Genomic DNA, 21,075 nt, shown 5'->3' with positions numbered 1-21,075 from the left:
TATCTTTATTTTTTTATAAATTGATAAATGTTTCCAGTGTCGCTTGCAAAATAAAGTTCGCCTGATTCATCCTGGCCGAAGGTGGTAATGGTTCCGCCTGTTTCAAACAGCAATTGATTTTGCCAACCGCCATTTGAGAAAAACAATCCCCAGATGTATCCGGTGCAATAATCGCCGTAGAGGTAGATACCATTCCATTCCGGCATGGTTCCACGATAGACATATCCGCCTGTGACAGAACATCCGCCATAGGTATCAGCGTGGCTATACTCGGCCACGGGAAGAAGCAAACCGGGTTGAGGTTCGTCATCATAACCGTGGTTGCCTTCCATAATAGACCAGCCAAAATTTGCACCGCTGGGTGATCCAACAGGAAGGTAATCAACTTCCTCCCAGTCACCCTGTCCCACATCGCCGATCCACAGGTCACCGGTGACTTTGTCAAAGGAGTTGCGCCATGGGTTGCGAAGTCCATAGGCCCAGATTTCATTGCCGAAAGGATTATCAGATGGGATCTTGTATGTGTCGCTGCTACTAACGTCCATGCGTAAAATTTTCCCGAGCAGGACAGTTGTGTCCTGTCCGTTCTTGTGCGGATCACCCGCCAGGCCGCCATCACCCATGCCGGCATAAAGATATCCATCAGGGCCGAAATCAAGCCCACCGCCGTTATGGTTGGGATAAGGCTGCTCAATGACCAATAAAACTTTTTCGCTGCCGCTCTCGGAAAAATTTCCGCTGGCTTGAAAGCGGGAGATACGGGTATTTCCGCCGTCACCTGTATAGTTGACGTAGAAGAATCCGTTTTTCTCATACGCGGGATCAAAGGCCAGACCGAGCAGTCCCATTTCGTTGCCGCTTTCATCCACACGATCTGTAATGTCAAGGAAGGGCTCATCTAGTATTTGGCCGTTTTCGTAAATGCGAATGACGCCGTATTTTTCAATGATGAACAATCTGCCTGAACCGTCATTGGCAGATTGAATATCCACGGGACGTTCAAGTCCGCTGGCGATGAGTTTCCATTCATAGGAATTCGCATCGGGAAAAGCACCGGCATTGATAATGGGATTCTCTGTAGCCGGCGTGGACTGCGATTCTGTTTGGGTGGCCGCAGCCATTGTCGGCGGGCGCGAAGCGAGAGGCGTGATCGTCGGAGAAACGGACTCTGCCAATCCTCCACAGGCGAGAATTGGCAGAGTCAATAAAATTAAAAGTCGCTTCATGTTAGGAGGGTTTGTCGCTGACGTCGGTGGCTTCCGCGTCTACAACTTCATCCTGCGCAGAGACTTCCATGTTGCCGGCGAGTTCCTTCATGTGTTCGGCAACAACAGCGGGCGGACAAAGTTCGGTAAAGACGTACGAGCCAAGCCATAATAATGCGGCATCATCCACAACGCCACATAATAGGGAACATGATCGGATCTGGAGAGAATAGATAAAGCAAAGCACCAACAGGCACGATCTTTGCAAAAACATTGACCCGTTTATCGCCCATCAGACGAAAGATCAATTTAAGTTGATTAAGCACATTGCGGACAACGCCGCCCTGCTGGGATACCATAAGATTGGAAGGTTTCTTTTGATCCATTTGAATCTCCTTTGAATAAACATATTATATTCGATTTATGATTTGCTCTTTATCTACGTATTTGAGTGGCTTTTGATGCAAGTAATATTATGCAGCATCAATTCATCCAAACCAAGGCTCGAAAAAATCTGTTTCTCTCCTGATGGGGGTAAAATCATTTCATGCCCTATTTGATCGATGGACATAACTTAATTCCCAAGGTGGGATTGCGACTCGATTCGCCCGATGACGAAATGGAGCTGGTTGCCATCCTGCAGGAATTTGCGCGCGTCAAACGCCAGCAAGTGGAAGTATATTTCGATGGCGCACCCATCGGTCAGGCTGGAAGCCGCAGTCTGGGGACCGTTCGCGCGCATTTTGTGAAGCTCGGCCAAACCGCAGATAGCGCCATTCGCGCGCGGTTGAACCGGATGGAAAAGGATGCCCGAAATTGGATCGTGGTATCTTCAGACAGGGAAGTACAAAGCTCGGCCCGCGTAGTGCATGCCCAATATATTTCAGCAGAAGAGTTTGTAAAGTTTTTAAGAGAAGCGCGCAACTCTGCGCCAAAAGCAAATACAGATGATAAAAAACTTTCATCTGCTGAAGTGGACGAATGGCTAAAACTCTTTCGTGATAAAGGGGACTAATTAGGATAAACTCACTCCACATTCTAATCTTTTTTTAATGTTATTTGGACTATTCAGGTGTATATTCTAGTCATTGACACCTGCCCTCCCCTTTATTGGTATTAGGTGTCCCCCGCCGCTTGATTTGCATGTCCCCCCCATGCTGACAAGCGGCGGGACCCTTTTATATAGTACAAGACGCCATCGAAAACATGTCACCTAAAAATCCATTTTGAAACCAAGTCACATAATTTTTTCAATCCATTAGTTGTACAATCTAAAAGATCAAGAAATTATTTACTCCCACTCTGAAAACTCATTTTTTTAAAATCGGATTTTCGGCAAGTTAGGCATTAAAATCTTTGAGAAGGTGGAATAATGATAAGGGGCTTTTCGTTCACACCACACAAATCTTTAGTATTTGCATTAATTAGTTTTCTGATATTTTGTATTATGATCGGGCTTTCTGGATGTGGGACACCTTCACCAGAAACCCCAACCACCTGTTATTGCACACCTCAATCACCCAATGTGAATATTTACAGAGTACTGCCAGACTCATTGGCAGGCGCTATTTTTGAAATGGCATTTCCGACCATTCCCACTCCCATACCGCCCGCTATCCCTGCCCCCATACAATTCAATGACCAACAAATTCTAGGCGCTCGTTACGCTGCTTTTCAATATCTACTGGATGAGACAAAACGCTGGTCAGATACCGAGACGATCATGCTAAGTGACCAAAACAAGACGAGGATCACGCTTACCTTTATCAGCCCTAAATTACTTCAAGCCGTGTTTCTTAGCGACGTTCTCAGAGATCGCTTTATCACCTCTGATTTTCAAACTCATCTTCAAAACATGCTTAATTGTTGCCGCAGCGTGATGAACTATTATTCCTGCTGACAATAACAACGACAAGCAACAACAATATAACTCCAACGCGCCATACGATAAAAATTCCAATAAACAATATGACCTTGAATAACGCTGAAAACTTAATAGTTTTACACAGCCATGACGACCACAATCTGGAGCAGCTCATTGACACTTCAGCCGAACCGGTTTTTGGATATCTTGCCTACCCATTCGCCATGCTGTCAGGAGGTCAATGCAAGTGGGTGCTTGACCCCAAATACAACACAAACATTGTCATCACTGTGCCTTTCATTGAAGTGGATGGTGTCAACAGCGGCAACCAATATTCGTGGACGATTCCATATTCATCTTTGATCAGCTCGATCGCGCCTTCCAACCTACCAATTCCATTTTTACCTGCCGGGTTTGATGCCCAACCTCATGTCTCCTCTGGCATTACCGCCAAGCGAAATAAATCAAATTGATTATTGGCAGAATTTCGCGCGCTATATTTGGAATCAACTTACATTGGGAAATTATTAACACGCGTGAATTCGGGTAAACTAATTGCAATATGAAAACCGTATCTACCTTCGTCCCATCACGCAGCCATGAATTTCCAGATCATCCTGAAAGACCCGGAAGATTGGATGTGCTGGAACCACTCTTAAATTCACTCCCCGCAACTGTGGAGCAGATCAACGCCGCGCCTGCGACGCCCGATCAAATTGCGCGTGTGCATTTGCCGCAATTAATCCAGGCGATTGAAAAAGTATGTCAGCAGGGACCAGGCATTATTGACCACGCGCCCACGTATATCACGCAGACCTCATACCAGGATGCCCTGCTGGCGGCTGGCGGCGTGATCGCCTGCACACAGGCTGTGCTTCAAGGTGATGCGCAAAACGCCTTTGCCATTGTCCGCCCGCCCGGGCATCACGCCGAGCCGGATCATGCCATGGGATTTTGCATCTTTAATAATATCGCCATCGCCGCACAGGAAGCACTCGCCAGCGGATTGGAGCGCGTAATGGTCATTGACTACGACGCGCATCACGGCAACGGCACACAAGCGGCATGTTTAAATGATAAACGGTTTGGATTCATCTCGACGCATCAATGGGGAATTTATCCGGGCACAGGCTGGATTAATGACGCGCCTCACGCTAAGGGACGGCTGGTCAATGTGCCCTTACATTCGTTTGCAGGCGACAGAGTGTTTGCGCGCGTTGCAGACGAAATCTTCAAGCCCATTGTGGAATCATTCCGCCCGCAGATGCTATTGATCTCGGCTGGTTTCGACGCGCATTGGAATGATCCGCTCACATCGTTGGGACTCTCCACGCAGGGCTATTACAATATTTCAAAAAAACTGGTTGATCTCGCTGAAGAATACTGCAACAGCAAGATCGTCTTTGTACTGGAAGGCGGCTATGACCCGCACAACGTCGCCAACGGGGCAATGGCTGTCTTCGACGCATTGACCAACTCTCCGTTACAGAGAGATGCGCATGATCCATCTCCACATCCCGAACCGGATCACGAGTCGCGTATTGCTGAAATCTGCGCGTGGCATCAAATCAATTAGCATCCCCTGATCTACATAAAAAACTTAAATATTCCGGCGCTGATGGAATAGGAACATCAGGAGACGGGATAAAATCTGTTTTGATGTAAACTTCATTTAAATAAAAAGGAGAAATTTATGAGAAAAAAAATCTTATTAATCGCAGCGATTGGGGTATTCATCCTGGCCTGCAACACATTGATGCCGCAAACACCCGCAGAGGAAGCGCCTGTTACACCTGCCACTGAGGCGGCTGTCGGCAGCGACATGGCCGCAAAGCTTGAAGCGTTGGGCGGCACAGCTTGCGAAGAAAATCCAGACTTTACCTGCGTGACCATTCAAGTTCCGTTAAATCATTTTGATGCTGCGAACACAGAGACTCTGGATGTGGTCTTCGCGGTTTCTCCGGCCACAGGTGAACGCTACGGCATGTATGTGCAAGCCTTCCCGGGCGGCCCGGGTGGTGAAGGAATCAGTTCCGGCGGATTGGGCTGGTATCCTGATGCGATTCTTGAACATTATGACATTGTCTATTTCGATCAGCGCGGAATTGGGTTATCGAACCCGTTGTCCTGTCCGAATACATACAAATCTGATTTTACGGGTTATTTAAATTCCTCAGATGAAGCAGGTGTGGAAGGTCTTGATACACCCGAAGAACAACAGGAAGCAATTGAAAGCGCCCGCAGCTACGCGGAAGCGTGTGTGGCCGAAATCGGCATTGACCCCGCCAAACTTGCATTCTTCGGCACCGATCAGGTCGCGGAAGATATTGAATCATTCCGCGCGGCTATTGGCGATGATAAATTCATGATGTACGGCGTCAGCTATGGCACCGCAGTAGCGCAGACATATGCCGCAGCGCATCCCGAACATCTTTCAGGGTTGGTACTTGACGGTACGATCGACCTGACCTTGAATGGTGAAGAGGGTGCTCTTTCACAGGAAAAAGCCTTCGATAAAGTTTTGGTCGCGGCCCTTGAAGCCTGCAACGCAGATGAAGCCTGCGCCGCTGATATGGGCGGTGACGCCGTGGCAGTTTATGATAAATTGGCCAAACAAATTTCAGAGACTCCCATCAAGTATGAATTCCCGCTGCCTTCCGGTGAAAAAGTGGAACGCATCTTTAATTTCAATCAATGGGAATCCACTGCCGCCTATCAGTTATATTCATTGAGCGGAAGAATGCTCTACCTGCGCGCACTGGCTGCTGCCAATCGCGGAGATATGATTCCGATGGCGCGCCTCGCCTATCAAAATCTGACGCTTGATCCTGCAACGCTTGAATATCTTGGCGATGACACATTCTCCGATACGATGTTCCTGGGCGTACTTTGCACAGATGACTCATTCTTCTCGGGCACACAGGATGAAAAGATCGAGCAGACCATCGCGGCGGGACAGGCATCCAATGGAACAGTGCCGCGCCTGGATGGCAGTGTATACACCGGCTTAAGCTGTGCTTTCTGGCCCGGTTCTCCAACAGAAGTTGTGACTACCGAACCGCTGGTTGCTGGAAGGCGTGACCACTTTTGTACTCAACTCTACACTTGACCCGGCCACTCCATTTGAAGAAGGCAAAGCTGTTTACGAAAATCTGGCCGATGGATATCATCTCTATGTTGAAGGCGGACGTCACTCCATTTACGGTTTTGGATTTGACTGCCCTGATCGCTATATTTCAGACTTCATGCTGGAAGGCACACTTCCAGCCGAACGCGAAATTGTCTGCGAAGACTGGGGCACAGATGTGATCCGCGCTTATGAACCTCTGGTCGCAGAAAATATAAGCTCGTATGAAAATGTGCTTGAAGCTTTTTACGCGATAGACAGTGCGATACAACTTGAACCGGAATACTTTTACGGTTCCTTCACTGAAGATGTATCCATCGCCTGTCCTTTTAGCGGCACTTTCACTTTCGGCCCGAGCGATACGGGAGAAGCCTACACATTCGACAACTGCGCCTACACGCAAGGATTTGCACTGACCGGAACCGGCATCTATGAGTATGAAACCGGCATCATCACCTTTGAGACACAAGTCACTGGCGCAAAGGAAGGCAGCCTGACTTATACCGACAATCTAGCCGACGGCACTTTCTCAGTCACCGGCGAATATGGCGGCGAGACAATCGACCTTTCACAATGAGCGTCCGCGTTTTAATTAATAGACATTACCGGAAATAACATATAAGCACTGTCCCGAAGGTTAGAGTAATTGGAGAGCCTGATGGCAACCTTCGGGACGTTTTGAGTAATTACCGATAAAGTCTAATATTCATCAAAGAGCCTTCGAGAAAATTCGGAGGCTCTTTGAGTTATAAAAATTGACTTTTGCAAAAGTTCAATTACAAAAAAATTGCGCTCTTTATTTCATTGTAAAATTGTTGTACACTCGTGTTTAACCAAGGAGCAAAGATGGAGAAAAAAGAAAGTAAAGGATTTGTAGAACTCGAATGGATATGCCCCAACTGCGACAGCAAAAATAAAGGCTCCAAAAAAACCTGCGAAAACTGCGGCGCTCCCCAGCCCGACAATGTAAAATTTCAACGCGCTTCGGATGAGAAGATCGTCACAGATACAAAAGCAGTGGAAACCGCAAAAGCCGGTGCAGACATCCACTGCGGATTTTGCGGCACGCGCAACCCGGGCAACGCGGTGACTTGCTCACAATGCGGCGGTGAATTAAAGGAAGGCAAAGCCCGTCAGGCGGGACAAATTTTACAAGCGGCTCCTCCCGCGCCGAAAGCTGTCACCTGCACGAATTGCGGGACCGAAAATCCGGGCAGTGAACGCACATGCAAACAATGCGGCTCTCCATTGCCACGCGCAGAATCGCCTGCGATCTCCCCGCGCTCTGCGCCGGCATCTGCCTCTCCGGCAATCAAAGCTCAAAATAAAAAAGTGAACTGGCTGTTATTCGGCGGCATCGGTGCGTTTTTGGTCGTATGCTGTATCGCTATTTTATTTATGGTGCTGCCTTCAAAAGCGATCAAAGGGACTGTAACCGACGTGCAGTGGCAGACCTCGGTGCCGGTGCAGGAAGTGCAGGCTGTTAATTATTCCAACGAACGCGGCAGCGCTCCATCAGATGCCTACGATGTTTCGTGCCGCACAGAAGAGCAGGAAGTCTGCGAAGAAAAAACAGTGGATCAGGGCAACGGCTTTGCTGAAGTGGTCAAGGAATGTCACACAGAAAGTGAACAATACTGCAATTACACCGTGGATGAATGGAAGACGATCCAAACCTATACCCTTGACGGCAATGATCTCTACCCTGTGTATGAAAGCCCAAGCCTGTAACGGTCAGCGGCTGGGTTCAAGCTCAGAAACATTAACCGTCACATTTAGCACTCCCAATGGACAGGAAACCTACGCGCCAAATTCCGAGAGTGATTTCCAGCAATTTCATCCTGGAAGCACATGGACATTAAAGATGAATGCGTTCGGTGTTGTGGTGAGCGTGGAGCAATGAACAGTCGAAATATTGAATGAAGAATAAAAAAAGGTAAAAGAAAAAACTCCCGACGCAATCGGGAGTTTTTCTTTATAATGAACTCATGGAAAAAACAGTGGCAATTATCGGCGGCGGACCTGCGGGTTTGATGGCCGCGGAAGTATTAAGTGAGCGCGGCGTGAAAGTGGATGTTTATGATTCCATGCCTTCTTTGGGACGTAAATTTTTAATGGCCGGCAAAAGCGGATTAAACCTGACGCACTCAGAGCCTTTTGAACAATTTGCTGCACGCTATGGAAATCGGCGTGAGCAGATCGAGCCAATGATCAAGTCATTTGGCGCCGATCAATTACGTGAGTGGGCGCGCGAACTTGGCGTGGAAACTTTTGTGGGCACATCGGGGCGTGTCTTTCCAAAAGAGATGAAGGCCAGTCCGCTGTTGCGGGCGTGGTTGAAGCGGCTCGATGCGGCGGGAGTCAATTTTTATTTACGGTATAAGTGGCTTGGCTGGAACGCAGATCAATCACTTAAGTTTGAAACACCCGAGGGCCAGAAAAATATCCGCGCGGATGCGGTGGTGCTGGCTTTGGGCGGCGGAAGTTGGGCACGACTCGGTTCGAGCGGAGAATGGGTCGATTGGCTGAATCAGGCCGGGTTAAGGTGGAAACGTTGAAGCCGTCCAATTGCGGATTCGATGTGGCATGGAGTCCGCATTTTCGTGAGAAGTTTGACGGTCAACCGTTGAAATCGGTGGTGTTGTCGTTTGAGTCATTTCATCAACAGGGTGAATTCATTGTGACGAAGAATGGCGTGCAGGGCAGTTTGGTGTACGCGGCTTCGGCGCTGATGCGCGATGCGCTTGAAACAAAAAACAAAGCAGTGATGCTTTTAGACATGGCGCCTGACCGCGCGCATGAATGGCTGGTTGCGCAATTATCAAAACCGCGCGGCTCGCGTTCGATGGCGAGTCATCTTGAAAAAACGGTGGGATTAAAAGGCGTGAAGGTGGGGCTGTTGCACGAATTTATGCCAAAGGAAGATTTTGCGAACGCAGAAAGGCTGGCTGATTTTATTAAACAGATGCCGATCCCGTTGACGGCCACACGTCCGCTGGATGAAGCGATCAGCAGCGCGGGTGGTGTGACGTTTGAGACGCTTGATAAAAATTTGATGCTGCGTAATTTGCCGGGCATTTTTTGCGCAGGCGAAATGCTGGATTGGGAAGCCCCCACCGGCGGCTATTTGCTGACCGCATGTTTTGCCAGCGGACATGCGGCAGGCGCGGGTGTGATGCAATGGCTGGGAATTTTGTAAAAAATAAATCAGGCAATATCTTTCAGGATCAACAATAGAAAAAGGAGAACTCATGGATAGTCAGAAAAATGGATTCAACTCAGTCGATGAATATATTGCGGCCTTTCCTGTTGACATACAAAAAATACTCGAGGAAATACGGGCGGTCATTAAGGCCGCAGCTCCTCAGGCTCAGGAAAAAATCAGTTATCAAATGCCCACGTTTTTTCTGAACGGGAATCTGGTGCATTTTGCAGTTTTCAAAAATCACATTGGGTTTTATCCCACGCCAAGCGGGATCGAAGCTTTTCAAAAAGAATTATCCATATACAAAGGCGCAAAAGGTTCAGTGCAATTCCCGCTGGATCAGCCTCTGCCTTTGAAGTTGATCGGCAAAATCGTAAAGTTTAGAGTTGCAGAAAATATAAAAAAGCTGAAATAAAATTCAGGCCATGCGCAACATCCACCATGATAAACGGGGATGAACGGAGATGAACAAAAACACCTTTTATCGCCGTCTGCATTGCGCCCGTATCAGTATCTGATGAAAATTGGTTTTATATATAAATCATGCTAAGAAATGGGGAGAATTATCTATTGTTCTTAAAGGAAAAACCTGACTGCAAATTATTCCTTTGCAGTCAGGTTTTTATCCCTTACCCCAAACTTCCAATCGTCTTTTCCACTTCCTGCAAAATCTCGGCGGATTTTACCAGCGCTTTCATTTTATTATGATCGTTATAAAGCGGACGATCCACTTCGAGATGATCAACATACTTGCGGATGGTCGCGTGCGCTTTTTGCGTCCCGATGCCCGCTGTGAATTTGCGGAAATCCAGCGCTTGCGCGGCGGCCATGAATTCGATGCCGAGAATACCGTAGGCGTTATCCAAAATTTGTCCATTCTTCAACGCGGTGTTCATGCCCATCGAAACAAAGTCCTCCTGATCTGCCGCAGCAGGAATGGATTGGATCGAAGCCGGCGCGGATAAAATTCTTTGTTCCACGATCAAATGATCGGCAGTATATTGTGAAAGCATCAAGCCTGAATAAAAGCCGGGTTCATGCGCCAGAAAATCAGGCAACCCTTGCGAAAGCGCGGGATTGGTCAAACGGTTAAGCCTGCGTTCAGAAAGGACGGAAACCATCGTGATGGCGATCCCCGCCATATCCATCGGCAGGGCAACCGGCGAGCCTTGAAAGTTCGCGCCGGTCAATGTTAGTTTTAGTTCAGGCACAAAGATCGGGTTATCCCCCACACCATTCAACTCAATTTCCACCTGCGAACGCGCATACGCAATCGCATCGCGTGCCGCACCGATCACTTGCGGTGATGAACGCATCGAATACGCATCCTGTACTTTTGTTTTCATTTTGCCCGTTGCCAGGTCTGAGCCTTCGATCATTTTTGCAATATTCTGCGCCGATGTGATCGCGCCTTTGAATCCGCGCAGTTCATGTAGTTTCGTGCTGTATGGTTTTAAATTTCCAAGCAGGGCTTCGATCGACATCGCCGCCGCGATCTCGGCCTGCTTAATGAATCTTTCCATATCATAAATATGCAGAGCAGACATGGCAGTCAACAGATTGGAGCCATTGATCGCGGCCAGACCATCCCGTGCCTGCAAACCGGGGACTTCGATCCCAGCCCGCCGCATCGCTTCTGCACCTGGTAACTGCTCGCCGTTATAAAAAGCATCCCCTTCGCCTAATAATAGCAGCGCAGCCTGCGCCATGGGAGCCAGATCTCCGCTTGCCCCCACCGACCCTTTCTGACACACCACCGGTGTGACCCCTTTGTTCAGCATTTCAATATACGTCAACGTGATCTCGGGCCGGCAGCCTGAATTGCCATGCGCGTGGACGTTAATGCGCCCCGCCAGTGCCGCGCGCACATGCTCGATCGGCGCCGGGTCACCGATACCTGCCGCGTGGTTATAGACCAAATATCTCTGAAATTCCTTTACCTGATCGTCATTGAGAATTTTCTCAGAGAATTCGCCAATACCCGTGTTCGTTCCGTACATGATCTCTTTTTTGGCGAGCTTATCCTCCAGCATGGCGCGGCAGATTTTGATCCGCTCCAGTGCAGCGGGAGACAGTTCCACCTTTTCATTAAATCGCGCAATTGCCACCAGCTTTTCAACTGTCAGAGACGAACCGTCCAGAGTAATGGTCATAATTTTTCTCCTTGATCGTGGGTTGTAAAACATTCAACTCAAATGATTATACGACTTGTTCTATAAAATAAAAGAGGCTCCGCCTGAACTGTTTTTTACTCTGAGTTTCTTAACGCAAAGCCGCCAAGGTTTAATGTTTTTTCTTTGCGTCTCTGCGTCTTAGCGTTAAAACTTGTGCAAATTCTACAAGGCAGCAACCTGGATTAATTATGCTATACTATTTAAAATTCAATAAAACTTTTATTAATTGACCTTGTGCAAAAAGTTGGACTGCGGGCTTTCGTCCGTGTTTTCGGCAGGAAGTGGGAGAGAGTCATCAGTCCGAGCAAAACAGGCTTATCGAAGAAAATTGCGTACGGTAAATTATTAAGTACTCCAAAATGCCGCGCTATTAAAGATCAGTACGAACTGGATACTGCAATAGAGATTCCACAATAGGGCGGCTACACAGGGTAAAAATTTGTTTTCTTTTTATGCTTACACCAAAAACGACCCTGCTTCTGGCAATCCACGTCTTCCAAAATTGCGGGAAGGCTTCTGCATATTCCTGCCGGAAAAATATTCCCTCAAAATACGATGAAAAAGTTGTGATGACCGCGTGACAGACAAACAGTGACTGCTTTCTGACAATCAGGAAAAAAGATGCGATGAAAACCAACATCAAATCAGCAGGTGCAAGAAAAGGTAAAAAAGCCTCCAACTTCCCAACAAGATGCATGGATTGTTGACTCGTCTGCTTGAGTTGGAGGAACAGAACAAGTCGCTGAATCAGGCGCGGGCGGAGTCTGATGCGGCTTATCGTCGCTATACGGATCTGTATGATTTTGCACCGGTGGGATATTTTACGTTGACTCGCAATGGCGTCATCCTTCAGGTTAATTTGGCTGGCGCGAATCTGTTGGGCGTGGATCATGATCAACTTCCACTGTGTGAATTGGATACTTTCATTTCCAATGAGTCTAGCGCAGTCTTTAATATATTTTGGAATAAACTCTTAACGGGGGAGGGAAAAGAAACCTGCGAATTGGCCTTTAAAAAAAACGGGGAGGGAATCTGCTGGGCATGCCTCGAAGCCACTTGTTTTGAGGGAGGCGATGAATGCCGCGCCATGTTGACCGACATCACCGCGCGCAAGCAAATGGAACAGACGCTGCAGGAAAGCGAGAATCGGTTCCGCGCCACACTGCGGGAGGTGCAGACCATTGCGGTTCAAGGCTACGCAATGGATGGCACAACGCAGTATTGGAATTCTGCTTCTGAAAGTTTATACGGATACAGCGCGCAGGAAGCCATAGGGAAAAACCTGCTGGATCTGATCATTCCGCCGGAAATGCACAGTGAGGTGCGACACGCCATTCAACAGATGGTGGAAACCAAACAACCCACCCCGGCGGCGGAAATGTCTCTGCTGCGAAAGGACGGTTCACGCATCACCGTCTATTCGAGTCACGCGGTGGTTTCTGTTCCCGGCCAGGCGATCGAATTGTTTTGCTTTGATATGGATATTAGCGAGCGCAAGCAAATGGCGTCGCTGCTGCAAGCGCGGATGCGCATCAGCGAATTCGCAAGTACACATACCTACGATGAATTGCTGCAAAAAACATTGGATGAAGCCGAGGCGCTGACGGGCGGTCAGGTCAGTTTCGCTCATTTTCTTGATGAAGATCAAAAAACGATCAAACTCCAAATGTGGTCCAGTAATACGCTGGAGTTTATGTGTCAGGCCAAAGGCAAGGGAGAGCACTTTCCGGTGAATCAAGCCGGCGTATGGGCTGATTGTATTGCCACACGTCAGCCATTGATCCATAATGACTACCCGAATCTCGCACATCGCAAGGGACTGCCGAAAGGTCACGCGAATATTCAGCGCGAACTCGTTGTGCCGGTTCTACGCAATGACCTGATCGTAATGATCATGGGAATTGGCAACAAGCCCACCGATTTTGATCAACAGGATATTGAGACCATTTCCCAATTGGCAAATCTGGCCTGGGATATTGTGCAGCGCAAACAGGCGGAGGATGCGCTCAAGACTTCTGAAAGAAAATACCGCCTGCTGCACGAAAGCATGATCGATGGGTTTGTGAGCGTGAACATGGAGGGGAATTTTCTGGACTGTAATGAAATTTACAGGGACATGTTGGGATATTCTGAAGCTGAGCTGTCTCAATTAAAATACGAAGATATTACGCCTGAAAAGTGGCAAACATTTGAAGCGGATATTGTGAAAAGCCAGATCATAAAACGCGGATATTCCGATGTTTATGAAAAGGAATATAAAAAAAAGAACGGCACGGTCTTTCCGGTGGAATTGCATACGGTATTACTGCGGAATGAAGCGGGAGAACCGGCGGGGATGTGGGCCATTGTCCGCGATATTAGCGAACGCAAGCAGATAGAAAATAGCTTACGCGCGAGCGAGTTAAAATTCCGCACACTGGCAGAAAATATTCCAAGCGTAATTTATCAATGTCTGAATGACTCACGGTATACGCTTCTCTATTTGAACAATGCAATTGAAGACCTGACCGGATATCCGCCAAAAGCATTTCTGGAGGATGGATTAAGTTTCTTCGACCTGTATCACCCCGATGATATTCCAGGCGACTGTGTGCAATCTACCGCGCAGTCTGATGCCAACCAAAGCGCGTTCCATCGTACTTATCGGATTCGTCATAAGTCAGGCGAGTGGCGCTGGGTGGATGAATGGGGCGCTGGCGTATTAAACGATCAGGGCGTCATTCAATATCTTGAAGGCATTCTGATCGATATTACCGAACGCAAGCAGGTCGAAGAGGCGCTGCGTGAAAGTAATGAGTTGTTCTCGCTGTTTATGCTGCACTCTCCAATTTATGCCTTCATCAAATCGGTCACGGCCAGCGAAAGCCGCGTGCTGCAAGCCAGTGACAATTATCAGGATATGCTCGGCGTTTCAGGCGTGGATAATGATCGGCAAGACCATGCAGGAATTATTCCCAGCCGATCTGGCCACAAAATCACCGCCGACGATTGGTCTGTGGTGACTGGCGGCGAAAGTGCGTCAAGTGGAAGAGGAATAAATGGCCCACCACTATGCGCCATCGATCAAATTCCCCAGGGCAAAAAACCCTGCTGGCCGGGTACACGATCGCCCCGGCGGGGGGGGGGCGGGGGGGCGGCGCGGGGGGGGGGGCCGCCCGCCGGGGGGGGGGGGCCCCCCCCCCCCCCCCCCCCCCCCCCCGGGGGGGGGGGGGGGGGGGGGCCCCCCGCCCCCCCGGGCGGGGGGGGAAAACCCCCCCGGGGGGCCCCCCCCCCCCCCCGGGGCGGGGCGGCCCCCTTTTTGGGGGGGCCCGCCCGGCCGCCGAACCCCGGGGGGGCCCGGGGGGCCGCCGCGGGGGGGGGGGGGGGCCCCCCGGGGGGGCCGGGCCCCCCCCCCCCCCCCGGCCGCCCCCCCCCCCCCCCCCCCCCACCCGGGGGGGGGTCCCCCCCCCCCGCCCCCCCCCCCCAAACCCCCGCCCCGCGCCGCGTCGTCGTGCTCAAACATCACTGAGCGTAAAGAGGCCGAGCAGGCGCTGGCAGAAGCAAACACCGCACTGCAAACCGCTCTGCTGCGCGAACAGGAATTGGCGCATACCGATGGGCTGACCGGAGTCTTTAATCGCCGTTATCTATATGAAGTTGCCGAGCGTGAATTGGAAGTTGCCATGCGCTATCGGCAGGCGCTGGCTGTCATCATGTTTGACATTGACCATTTCAAAAAAGTTAACGATACCTTCGGGCACGCGGCGGGCGACCAAATTCTACAACGTGTTACGCAGGTGGCACGCGCTGAATTGCGTTCCGCGGATGTGATCGGACGATACGGCGGCGAGGAGTTCGTGGTGATCCTGCCCATGACGAACGCACAGCAGGCCTATCCGCTGGCGGAGCGTATCCGCGCGGGAGTGGCGGCGATGCGGGTCTCAACCGAAAAAGGGGAAGCCGCGGTAACTCTCAGCATTGGCATTGTCGATATGCGGCAGACCGAAAAAATTAACTCAATTGAAGAGTTGATCTCCCGCGCAGATCAAGTAATGTATAGCGCGAAACAAGCCGGACGCAATCAGACCAAGATCGGCAGGTAGGAAGCAGCGGCTTAGAGACTGCTTCTTAAGTACACGGACGCGGAGCGCACTGACGCTTCGCGCACGGAAAAGAACGGATTTTTTGGATTTATCCGTGATTGCCCGTGCAATCCGTCAAATCCGTGTACAAAAAATAACTTAAGAGACGCTCTCTTAGCGTTAAAACTTGTGCAGATTCTACAAGGTCGCAACTTGGATTAAATACAGATAAAGCCTACTGTAACAACAACCGGGCAAATTTAAGAAAAAAATATATTGGTGCTATACTGGATTTATCTTAATGTTTATACAAAAAATGTTTTTTATCCGCACCCAATGCAGTGCGGTGTAATTGCCGTAAACCTTTTGGATAAAACCTGATAGGTAGATCGTTTCCATCTTTGGAGCAAGACTATGAAGACAGGGAAAAACTCCACCCCACAGCGCACCGCGTTGATCTATGCATTTTTTGGCGTTCTATGGATTCTAATTTCAGACCTGGTACTGCAATTAAGCCCCTTCCCCCCCCTTTCAAATACCTGATTATAGAAACCCTTAAAGGCTGGTTTTTTGTACTTACAAGCGCCGGCCTGATCTATTTCATACTGCGCCGGGAAGTGAAATCACAGCAGGAAAAACAAAAAAAAATAAACGATCAGGCGGGTTTGATCAAAGATGTTTCCAGCGCGCTCATCTCCCTTGATCTGCAATTCAAGATCGTTAGCTGGAATCCCGCCGCCGAGGAAATCTATGGCTGGAAAGAAACCGAAGTGCTGGGGCTTCCCTTTAATGAAATAATTACCACAGAATACATTCACCAGGAAACAGCCGAAATCGCGCTGCAAACTTTGACAGAAAAAGAATACTGGAAAGGTGAAGTGCTCCAAAACCGCAAAGATGGCTCCATCTTCCCCGTGTTGTCTTCGGTCACATACGCAACGAATACAGAGGGTGAAAAGGTCGGATTGGTGGCGGTCAATCAAGACATCAGCGACCTCAAACATACCGAAGAATCGCTGCGCATCGCGATCACCAAATACAAAACATTATTCGATAATTTTCCGCTCGGCATCACTGTCTCAGATGATGCAGGAAATATTCTGAAAGTAATCCCACAGCAGCCAAATTGCTTGGCATGCCGGAAGATGAACATAAAAAGCGGGTGATTGACGACCCGGAATGGAAAATCATCCACTCCGATGGAACGCCCATGTCGCCCAATGAATATGCCAGCGTGCGGGCCTTGAAGGAAAAACGGAAAATCGAAAACGTGGAAATGGGGGTTGTCAAACCCGATTCCAGCACCACCTGGATCAACGTCACCGCCGCCCCATTACCACTTGCAGGACATGGCGTAGTGATCACATACAGCGATATCACCGAAAGCAAACAACAGCAGGAAGCCCTGCGCAGAAGTGAAGCCCTGCTGTCTGAAGCGCAACGCATCGGGCATATCGGCTACTGGGAGTGGACAGCGCCCGGTGAAGACCTGGTTTGTTCCGATGAGTTGTTCCAGATTCTGGAAATTCCACTTCCGCTGAAAGGCCGCGCCATTTCACAATCCACCATCTCCTCCATGGCAAGCCCCGAAGATCGGGAATACATGCTCAAGCTGGACAAATCCATCTTTGCCAATCATAGCGATTTGGATTATGAATTCCGCATCATCCTAACGGGCGGCAGGGTGCGCTGGATTCACCAACAGGCAAAAATCACCTACGGGACAGATGGCGCGCCAACGCGGATGATGGGCGTCATGCAGGATATCACCGAGCGCAGATACGCAGAGGAAGCCCTGCACACAAGCGAAATGCGTTTCCGCTCTCTGATCGAGCATGGTATGGATAACATCTCGCTCCTGGCGCCTGATGGAACGCTTCTCTGGGAAAGCCCGGCCACGATCCGCACACTTGGCTATCAACACGAACAATTCAAAGGGCATAATATCTTTGAGCTCATTCATCCTGACGATCAGGAATGGGTGCAAACCCAATTTGAAAAAATTCTCAGCCAGCCGGGCAACGTGATTCATGGATCATTCCGCCTCAAACATTCCAATGGCAGTTGGCGCTGGGTGGAAGGCATCGGCAGCAACCTGCTGCAAGAGCCGAGTGTCAACGCGATCGTCATCAATTATCGCGATATCACCGAACGCAAAATCAATGAAGAAGCTCTAAAAGCCAGCGAGGAAAATTATCGCGATCTGGTCGAAAACAGCCAGAGCCTGATCTGCACGCATGACCTTGATGGAAATTTACTTTCAGTAAATGAAGCGGCGGTTAAATTAAGCGGCTATTCACGCGAAACCCTGTTGAAAACAAATCTAAAAGATTTGATCGCATTTGATGGAGAAAAAGAATACGCCATCTACCTCAAACATATCCACACCGAGGGGCGGGCGCGCGGCCTGATGGAAGTACGCGTCGCAACCGGCGAGGTGCGCACCTGGGCTTATAACAATACCCTGCGAGCTGAGGGCGCATCAGGTAATATCGTGCGCGGAACAGCACATGACATTACCGAGCGCAAACGGGCCGAAGATGCATTGATCGAAAGCGAAGAACGGTTTCACAAAGCGTTTCGTTCAAGCCCGGTCGGCATGGTCATCACACGCGCTTCAGACGGCACCTGCATCGAAGCCAATGAAACCTACTCTGAAATTACCGGCTTCAACCATGACGAACTGCTCAACCAGACTTCATTGCAATTAAATATTGTAAACCTCGAACAACGGCAGGCCTATACCCGCCAGATCAGCGAGCAGGGTTTTATTTACAACCAGGAAATGACACTGCGGAATAAATCCGGCGAACTACGCATCGTCCTCGGCTCAATGGAGATCATCGAGCTCAACCATGAAAGTTGTGTGCTCACCACCGCCATAGACATTACCGAGCGCAAACAGGCCGAAGCAAAGGTGATCCGCGCGAATCGCATGTATGCCACGATCAGCCAGATCAATCAGGCAATTGTCCGTGCGCAAGATCGCGACGGCCTCTTTACAGATATTTGCCACATCGCGATTAATTATGGAAAATTCCGCATGGCCTGGATCGGCCTGACCGACGAAACCAATGGAAATATCAGACCGGTCATTTTTGCAGGTGAAGAACAAGGCTATCTGGCAGATTTACATATCACGGCCCACGACCAGGCTCTGGGCGGCGGCCCAACCGGCACAGCCATCCGCGAAGGGCGTTGCGTCATCTCTCAGGATATTGCCAACGACCCGCACATGCTTCCATGGCGTGAACAGGCTTTAAAACGCGGCTATCGTTCATCGGCATCTGTTCCACTTCAACAAAAAAAACGAACGATTGGCGCGCTCACCGTCTACGCATCTGATACGCAAGGCTTTAGCGACGACGATCAAAACCTGCTGTATGAAATCGCACAGGATATTTCATACGCGCTTGATGCATTGGATACTGAAATCGAACGCAAGCAAGCAGAAGCATTATCCGTGCAAACCGAAAGGCATTTTAGAGCCTTGATCGAAAAAGCGCCGGACGGTATTGCATTGGTCAATATCGATGGAAGTTTCACCTATGTCAGCCCGGCAGCCAAAACGATCTTCGGCTATGACGAAGAAGAAATCATTACCGCAAGCCCAATGTCTGATACCCACCGGATGATTTGCCGCAGGTACTTAGCGCATTAAATCATTTGATTCAGGATGCTGCGCTGATGCCCACGCTCGAATACCGCTTTAAGCACAAAACCGAGGACTGGCGTTGGGTGGAAAGCACCTTTAGAAACCTGCTCGCAGAACCAAGTGTAAATGCGATCGTGATTAATTTCCGCGATGTCACCGAACGCAAACATGCAGAAGAGCGCCTGGTTGAGAGTGAAGAAAGATTACGATTATCTTTGCAGGCTGCCAATCAGGGATTGTTCGATCTTGATCTGCAAAGCGGCGCGGCCATTGTCAACCGGGAATATGCGCAAATGCTCGGCTACGACCCAGAAACGTTCGTCGAGACACACGCTGCGTGGCTCGCGCGAATGCATCCCGACGATCAGGAGTCCGCTGCCAAAACATTTAGCGAATACCTCCACGGCACGATCCCCGAATACCGGGTTGAGTTTCGCCAAAAAACAAAAGACGGCCATTGGAAATGGATCCTTTCACTTGGAAAGATCGTGGCGTATGACATACAGGGAAAACCGCTGCGTTTGATCGGAACCCATACCGATATTAATAAACGCAAACAAATCGAGATCGCCCTGAGTGAAAGCGAAGAAAAATACCGCCTGCTGGCAGAGAATATTTCTGATGTGATCTTCGTGCTGGATGTTGAATATGATCAATTCATTTATGTAAGCCCCTCGATCAAAGCGCTGCGCGGCTTCACTGCCGAAGAAGTCATGCTGCAAGGCACAGCCCAATCACTAACGCCGGCCTCGCTTGCCTATCTGCGGACTCTCGCCCCTGGCCGGATCGAACGGTTCCGTGAAGGGACAGATCGAATTCTTTAACGATGAATTTGAGCAATTCTGCCGGGATGGAAACACAGTCTGGACGGAAGTCAACGCCCGCTATATGGTAAATCACACCACAGGCCGCCTTGAAGCCATTGGCGTTACGCGCGAGATCACCGAACGCAAACGGGCAAAAGAAGCATTACAGGAAAGTGAAAACAAATACCGCACCCTGGTTCAAAACATGCAAGTCGGTGTTGTCGTCCACGGTGCTGATACCCGCATCCTGCTCTCCAATCCAATGGCTTCACAACTGCTTGGCCTGACGCTTGATCAAATGCTGGGAAAAACAGTCATTGACCCTGCCTGGCATTTCGTTCGGGAAGATGGCACAAAGTTATCGCTGGAGGATTACCCGGTCAATCAGGCGCTTTCCACCACAGAGCCGATCACCAACCTCATTCTCGGCATCATCCAGCCAGGTCAGAATGCCGCAACCTGGGTGCAGTGTAATGCCTATCAGGTTTTGGAAAAGGACGGCAGTATCCAGCAGATCGTTGTAACATTTATCGATATTACCGAGCGCAAACAAGCCGAGGAATTGATCCATCAATATACCGATGAATTGGAGGTGCAAGTCAAAAAACGCACCGCCGAACTTATCCGCGCCAACCATGCCAAAGATGAATTCCTCGCAAACATGAGTCACGAATTACGCACGCCGCTGAACGGCATTTTGGGTTTTTCAGAAACGCTGATGGACGGTATTTATGGCAGCGTCAATGAAAAACAAAATCATGCGCTGGGGATCATCCAATCCAGCGGGCAACACCTGCTAACCTTGATCAATGATATTTTGGATGTCTCCAAGATCGAAGCTGGTAAATTTGAGTTGCTGTCTGAAACTGTCAGTGTAGATGAGATCTGCCAGTCAAGTTTGGTATTTATCAAACAACTGGCGAACAAAAAAAGCCATCACCGTTGAATACACACCTTCTCCCGCCGCATCCACCATCC

At 49.5% G+C, this 21,075-nt stretch carries 19 protein-coding genes and 1 pseudogene; 16 read left to right on the top strand and 4 right to left on the bottom strand.

Features of this window, described 5'->3' with window-relative positions:
* Positions 1-5: 5 nt before the first annotated feature.
* Genes IPL71_RS01700 through IPL71_RS01690 form a run of 3 tightly spaced genes read right to left on the bottom strand, consistent with a single transcriptional unit; the run spans position 6 to position 1,591 of the window.
* Entirely contained in the window at positions 6-1,226 is a 1,221-nt protein-coding gene (locus tag IPL71_RS01700) for a PQQ-dependent sugar dehydrogenase (RefSeq protein WP_345318259.1), read from the bottom strand.
* A gap of 1 nt (position 1,227) precedes the next feature.
* A complete protein-coding gene (locus IPL71_RS01695; protein ID WP_345318258.1) occupies positions 1,228-1,395 on the bottom strand; it encodes a hypothetical protein in 168 nt (55 codons plus the stop codon).
* Entirely contained in the window at positions 1,388-1,591 is a 204-nt protein-coding gene (locus IPL71_RS01690; protein WP_345318256.1) for a YkvA family protein, read from the bottom strand. Before IPL71_RS01690 ends, IPL71_RS01695 begins: the two co-directional genes overlap by 8 nt.
* Positions 1,592-1,752: 161 nt before the next feature.
* On the opposite strand from IPL71_RS01690, the gene IPL71_RS01685 reads away from it, so the two are divergent.
* From IPL71_RS01685 to IPL71_RS01640, 10 genes and pseudogenes are all read left to right on the top strand, one after another.
* Positions 1,753-2,220 carry an NYN domain-containing protein gene (locus IPL71_RS01685; RefSeq protein ID WP_345318254.1) on the top strand — a complete coding sequence of 156 codons (468 nt, stop codon included), beginning with the start codon at positions 1,753-1,755 and terminating at the stop codon, positions 2,218-2,220.
* Between the two features lie 432 nt (positions 2,221-2,652).
* A complete protein-coding gene (locus IPL71_RS01680) occupies positions 2,653-3,105 on the top strand; it encodes a hypothetical protein (RefSeq protein ID WP_345318252.1) in 453 nt (150 codons plus the stop codon).
* A 68-nt stretch (positions 3,106-3,173) separates the two neighbouring features.
* The gene (locus tag IPL71_RS01675; RefSeq protein WP_345318250.1) at positions 3,174-3,542 is read left to right on the top strand and encodes a hypothetical protein; all 369 of its coding nucleotides are present in this window, start codon (positions 3,174-3,176) and stop codon (positions 3,540-3,542) included.
* 89 nt (positions 3,543-3,631) lie between these two features.
* Complete coding sequence (locus tag IPL71_RS01670; protein WP_345318248.1) at positions 3,632-4,645, top strand: histone deacetylase family protein; 1,014 nt, start codon at positions 3,632-3,634, stop codon at positions 4,643-4,645.
* Between the two features lie 117 nt (positions 4,646-4,762).
* Positions 4,763-6,178 (top strand): alpha/beta fold hydrolase, encoded by a 1,416-nt coding sequence (locus IPL71_RS01665; protein ID WP_345318246.1) that lies wholly within the window; start codon positions 4,763-4,765, stop codon positions 6,176-6,178.
* The gene (locus IPL71_RS01660) at positions 6,147-6,773 is read left to right on the top strand and encodes an alpha/beta hydrolase (RefSeq protein WP_345318244.1); all 627 of its coding nucleotides are present in this window, start codon (positions 6,147-6,149) and stop codon (positions 6,771-6,773) included. Before IPL71_RS01665 ends, IPL71_RS01660 begins: the two co-directional genes overlap by 32 nt.
* 269 nt (positions 6,774-7,042) lie before the next feature.
* Positions 7,043-7,927, top strand: a complete 885-nt coding sequence (locus IPL71_RS01655) for a double zinc ribbon domain-containing protein (RefSeq protein WP_345318242.1) — start codon at positions 7,043-7,045, stop codon at positions 7,925-7,927.
* A complete protein-coding gene (locus IPL71_RS01650; protein ID WP_345318240.1) occupies positions 7,908-8,099 on the top strand; it encodes a hypothetical protein in 192 nt (63 codons plus the stop codon). Before IPL71_RS01655 ends, IPL71_RS01650 begins: the two co-directional genes overlap by 20 nt.
* 85 nt (positions 8,100-8,184) lie before the next feature.
* Positions 8,185-9,395: pseudogene (locus IPL71_RS01645) on the top strand (TIGR03862 family flavoprotein).
* A 52-nt stretch (positions 9,396-9,447) separates the two neighbouring features.
* Positions 9,448-9,816 carry an iron chaperone gene (locus tag IPL71_RS01640; RefSeq protein ID WP_345318238.1) on the top strand — a complete coding sequence of 123 codons (369 nt, stop codon included), beginning with the start codon at positions 9,448-9,450 and terminating at the stop codon, positions 9,814-9,816.
* A 214-nt stretch (positions 9,817-10,030) separates the two neighbouring features.
* Here IPL71_RS01640 and IPL71_RS01635 read toward each other — a convergent pair whose 3' ends face one another.
* On the bottom strand, positions 10,031-11,554 hold the full coding sequence (locus IPL71_RS01635; protein WP_345318236.1) for an HAL/PAL/TAL family ammonia-lyase: 1,524 nt from the start codon (positions 11,552-11,554) through the stop codon (positions 10,031-10,033).
* Positions 11,555-12,278: 724 nt separating this feature from the next.
* On the opposite strand from IPL71_RS01635, the gene IPL71_RS01630 reads away from it, so the two are divergent.
* From IPL71_RS01630 to IPL71_RS01605, 6 genes are all read left to right on the top strand, one after another.
* Positions 12,279-15,083 (top strand): PAS domain S-box protein, encoded by a 2,805-nt coding sequence (locus IPL71_RS01630; RefSeq protein WP_345318234.1) that lies wholly within the window; start codon positions 12,279-12,281, stop codon positions 15,081-15,083.
* Between the two features lie 73 nt (positions 15,084-15,156).
* Complete coding sequence (locus IPL71_RS01625) at positions 15,157-15,657, top strand: GGDEF domain-containing protein (protein WP_345318232.1); 501 nt, start codon at positions 15,157-15,159, stop codon at positions 15,655-15,657.
* Positions 15,658-16,253: 596 nt separating this feature from the next.
* Entirely contained in the window at positions 16,254-16,802 is a 549-nt protein-coding gene (locus IPL71_RS01620) for a PAS domain-containing protein (protein WP_345318230.1), read from the top strand.
* Entirely contained in the window at positions 16,772-19,297 is a 2,526-nt protein-coding gene (locus IPL71_RS01615) for a PAS domain S-box protein (RefSeq protein WP_345318228.1), read from the top strand. The genes IPL71_RS01620 and IPL71_RS01615 overlap by 31 nt, the downstream gene beginning before the upstream one ends.
* Positions 19,273-20,115: a PAS domain-containing protein gene (locus IPL71_RS01610; protein ID WP_345318226.1), complete on the top strand. Its 843-nt coding sequence runs from the start codon at positions 19,273-19,275 to the stop codon at positions 20,113-20,115. The genes IPL71_RS01615 and IPL71_RS01610 overlap by 25 nt, the downstream gene beginning before the upstream one ends.
* Positions 20,090-21,043, top strand: a complete 954-nt coding sequence (locus IPL71_RS01605; protein WP_345318225.1) for a histidine kinase dimerization/phospho-acceptor domain-containing protein — start codon at positions 20,090-20,092, stop codon at positions 21,041-21,043. The genes IPL71_RS01610 and IPL71_RS01605 overlap by 26 nt, the downstream gene beginning before the upstream one ends.
* The last annotated feature ends 32 nt before the right edge of the window (positions 21,044-21,075 follow it).

This window comes from Candidatus Villigracilis proximus (genome assembly GCF_016717045.1).
Lineage (GTDB): Bacteria > Chloroflexota > Anaerolineae > Anaerolineales > Villigracilaceae > Villigracilis > Villigracilis proximus.
The sequence above is the reverse complement of the archived record's forward strand: the minus strand, read 5'-3'. Positions and strand labels throughout refer to the sequence as shown.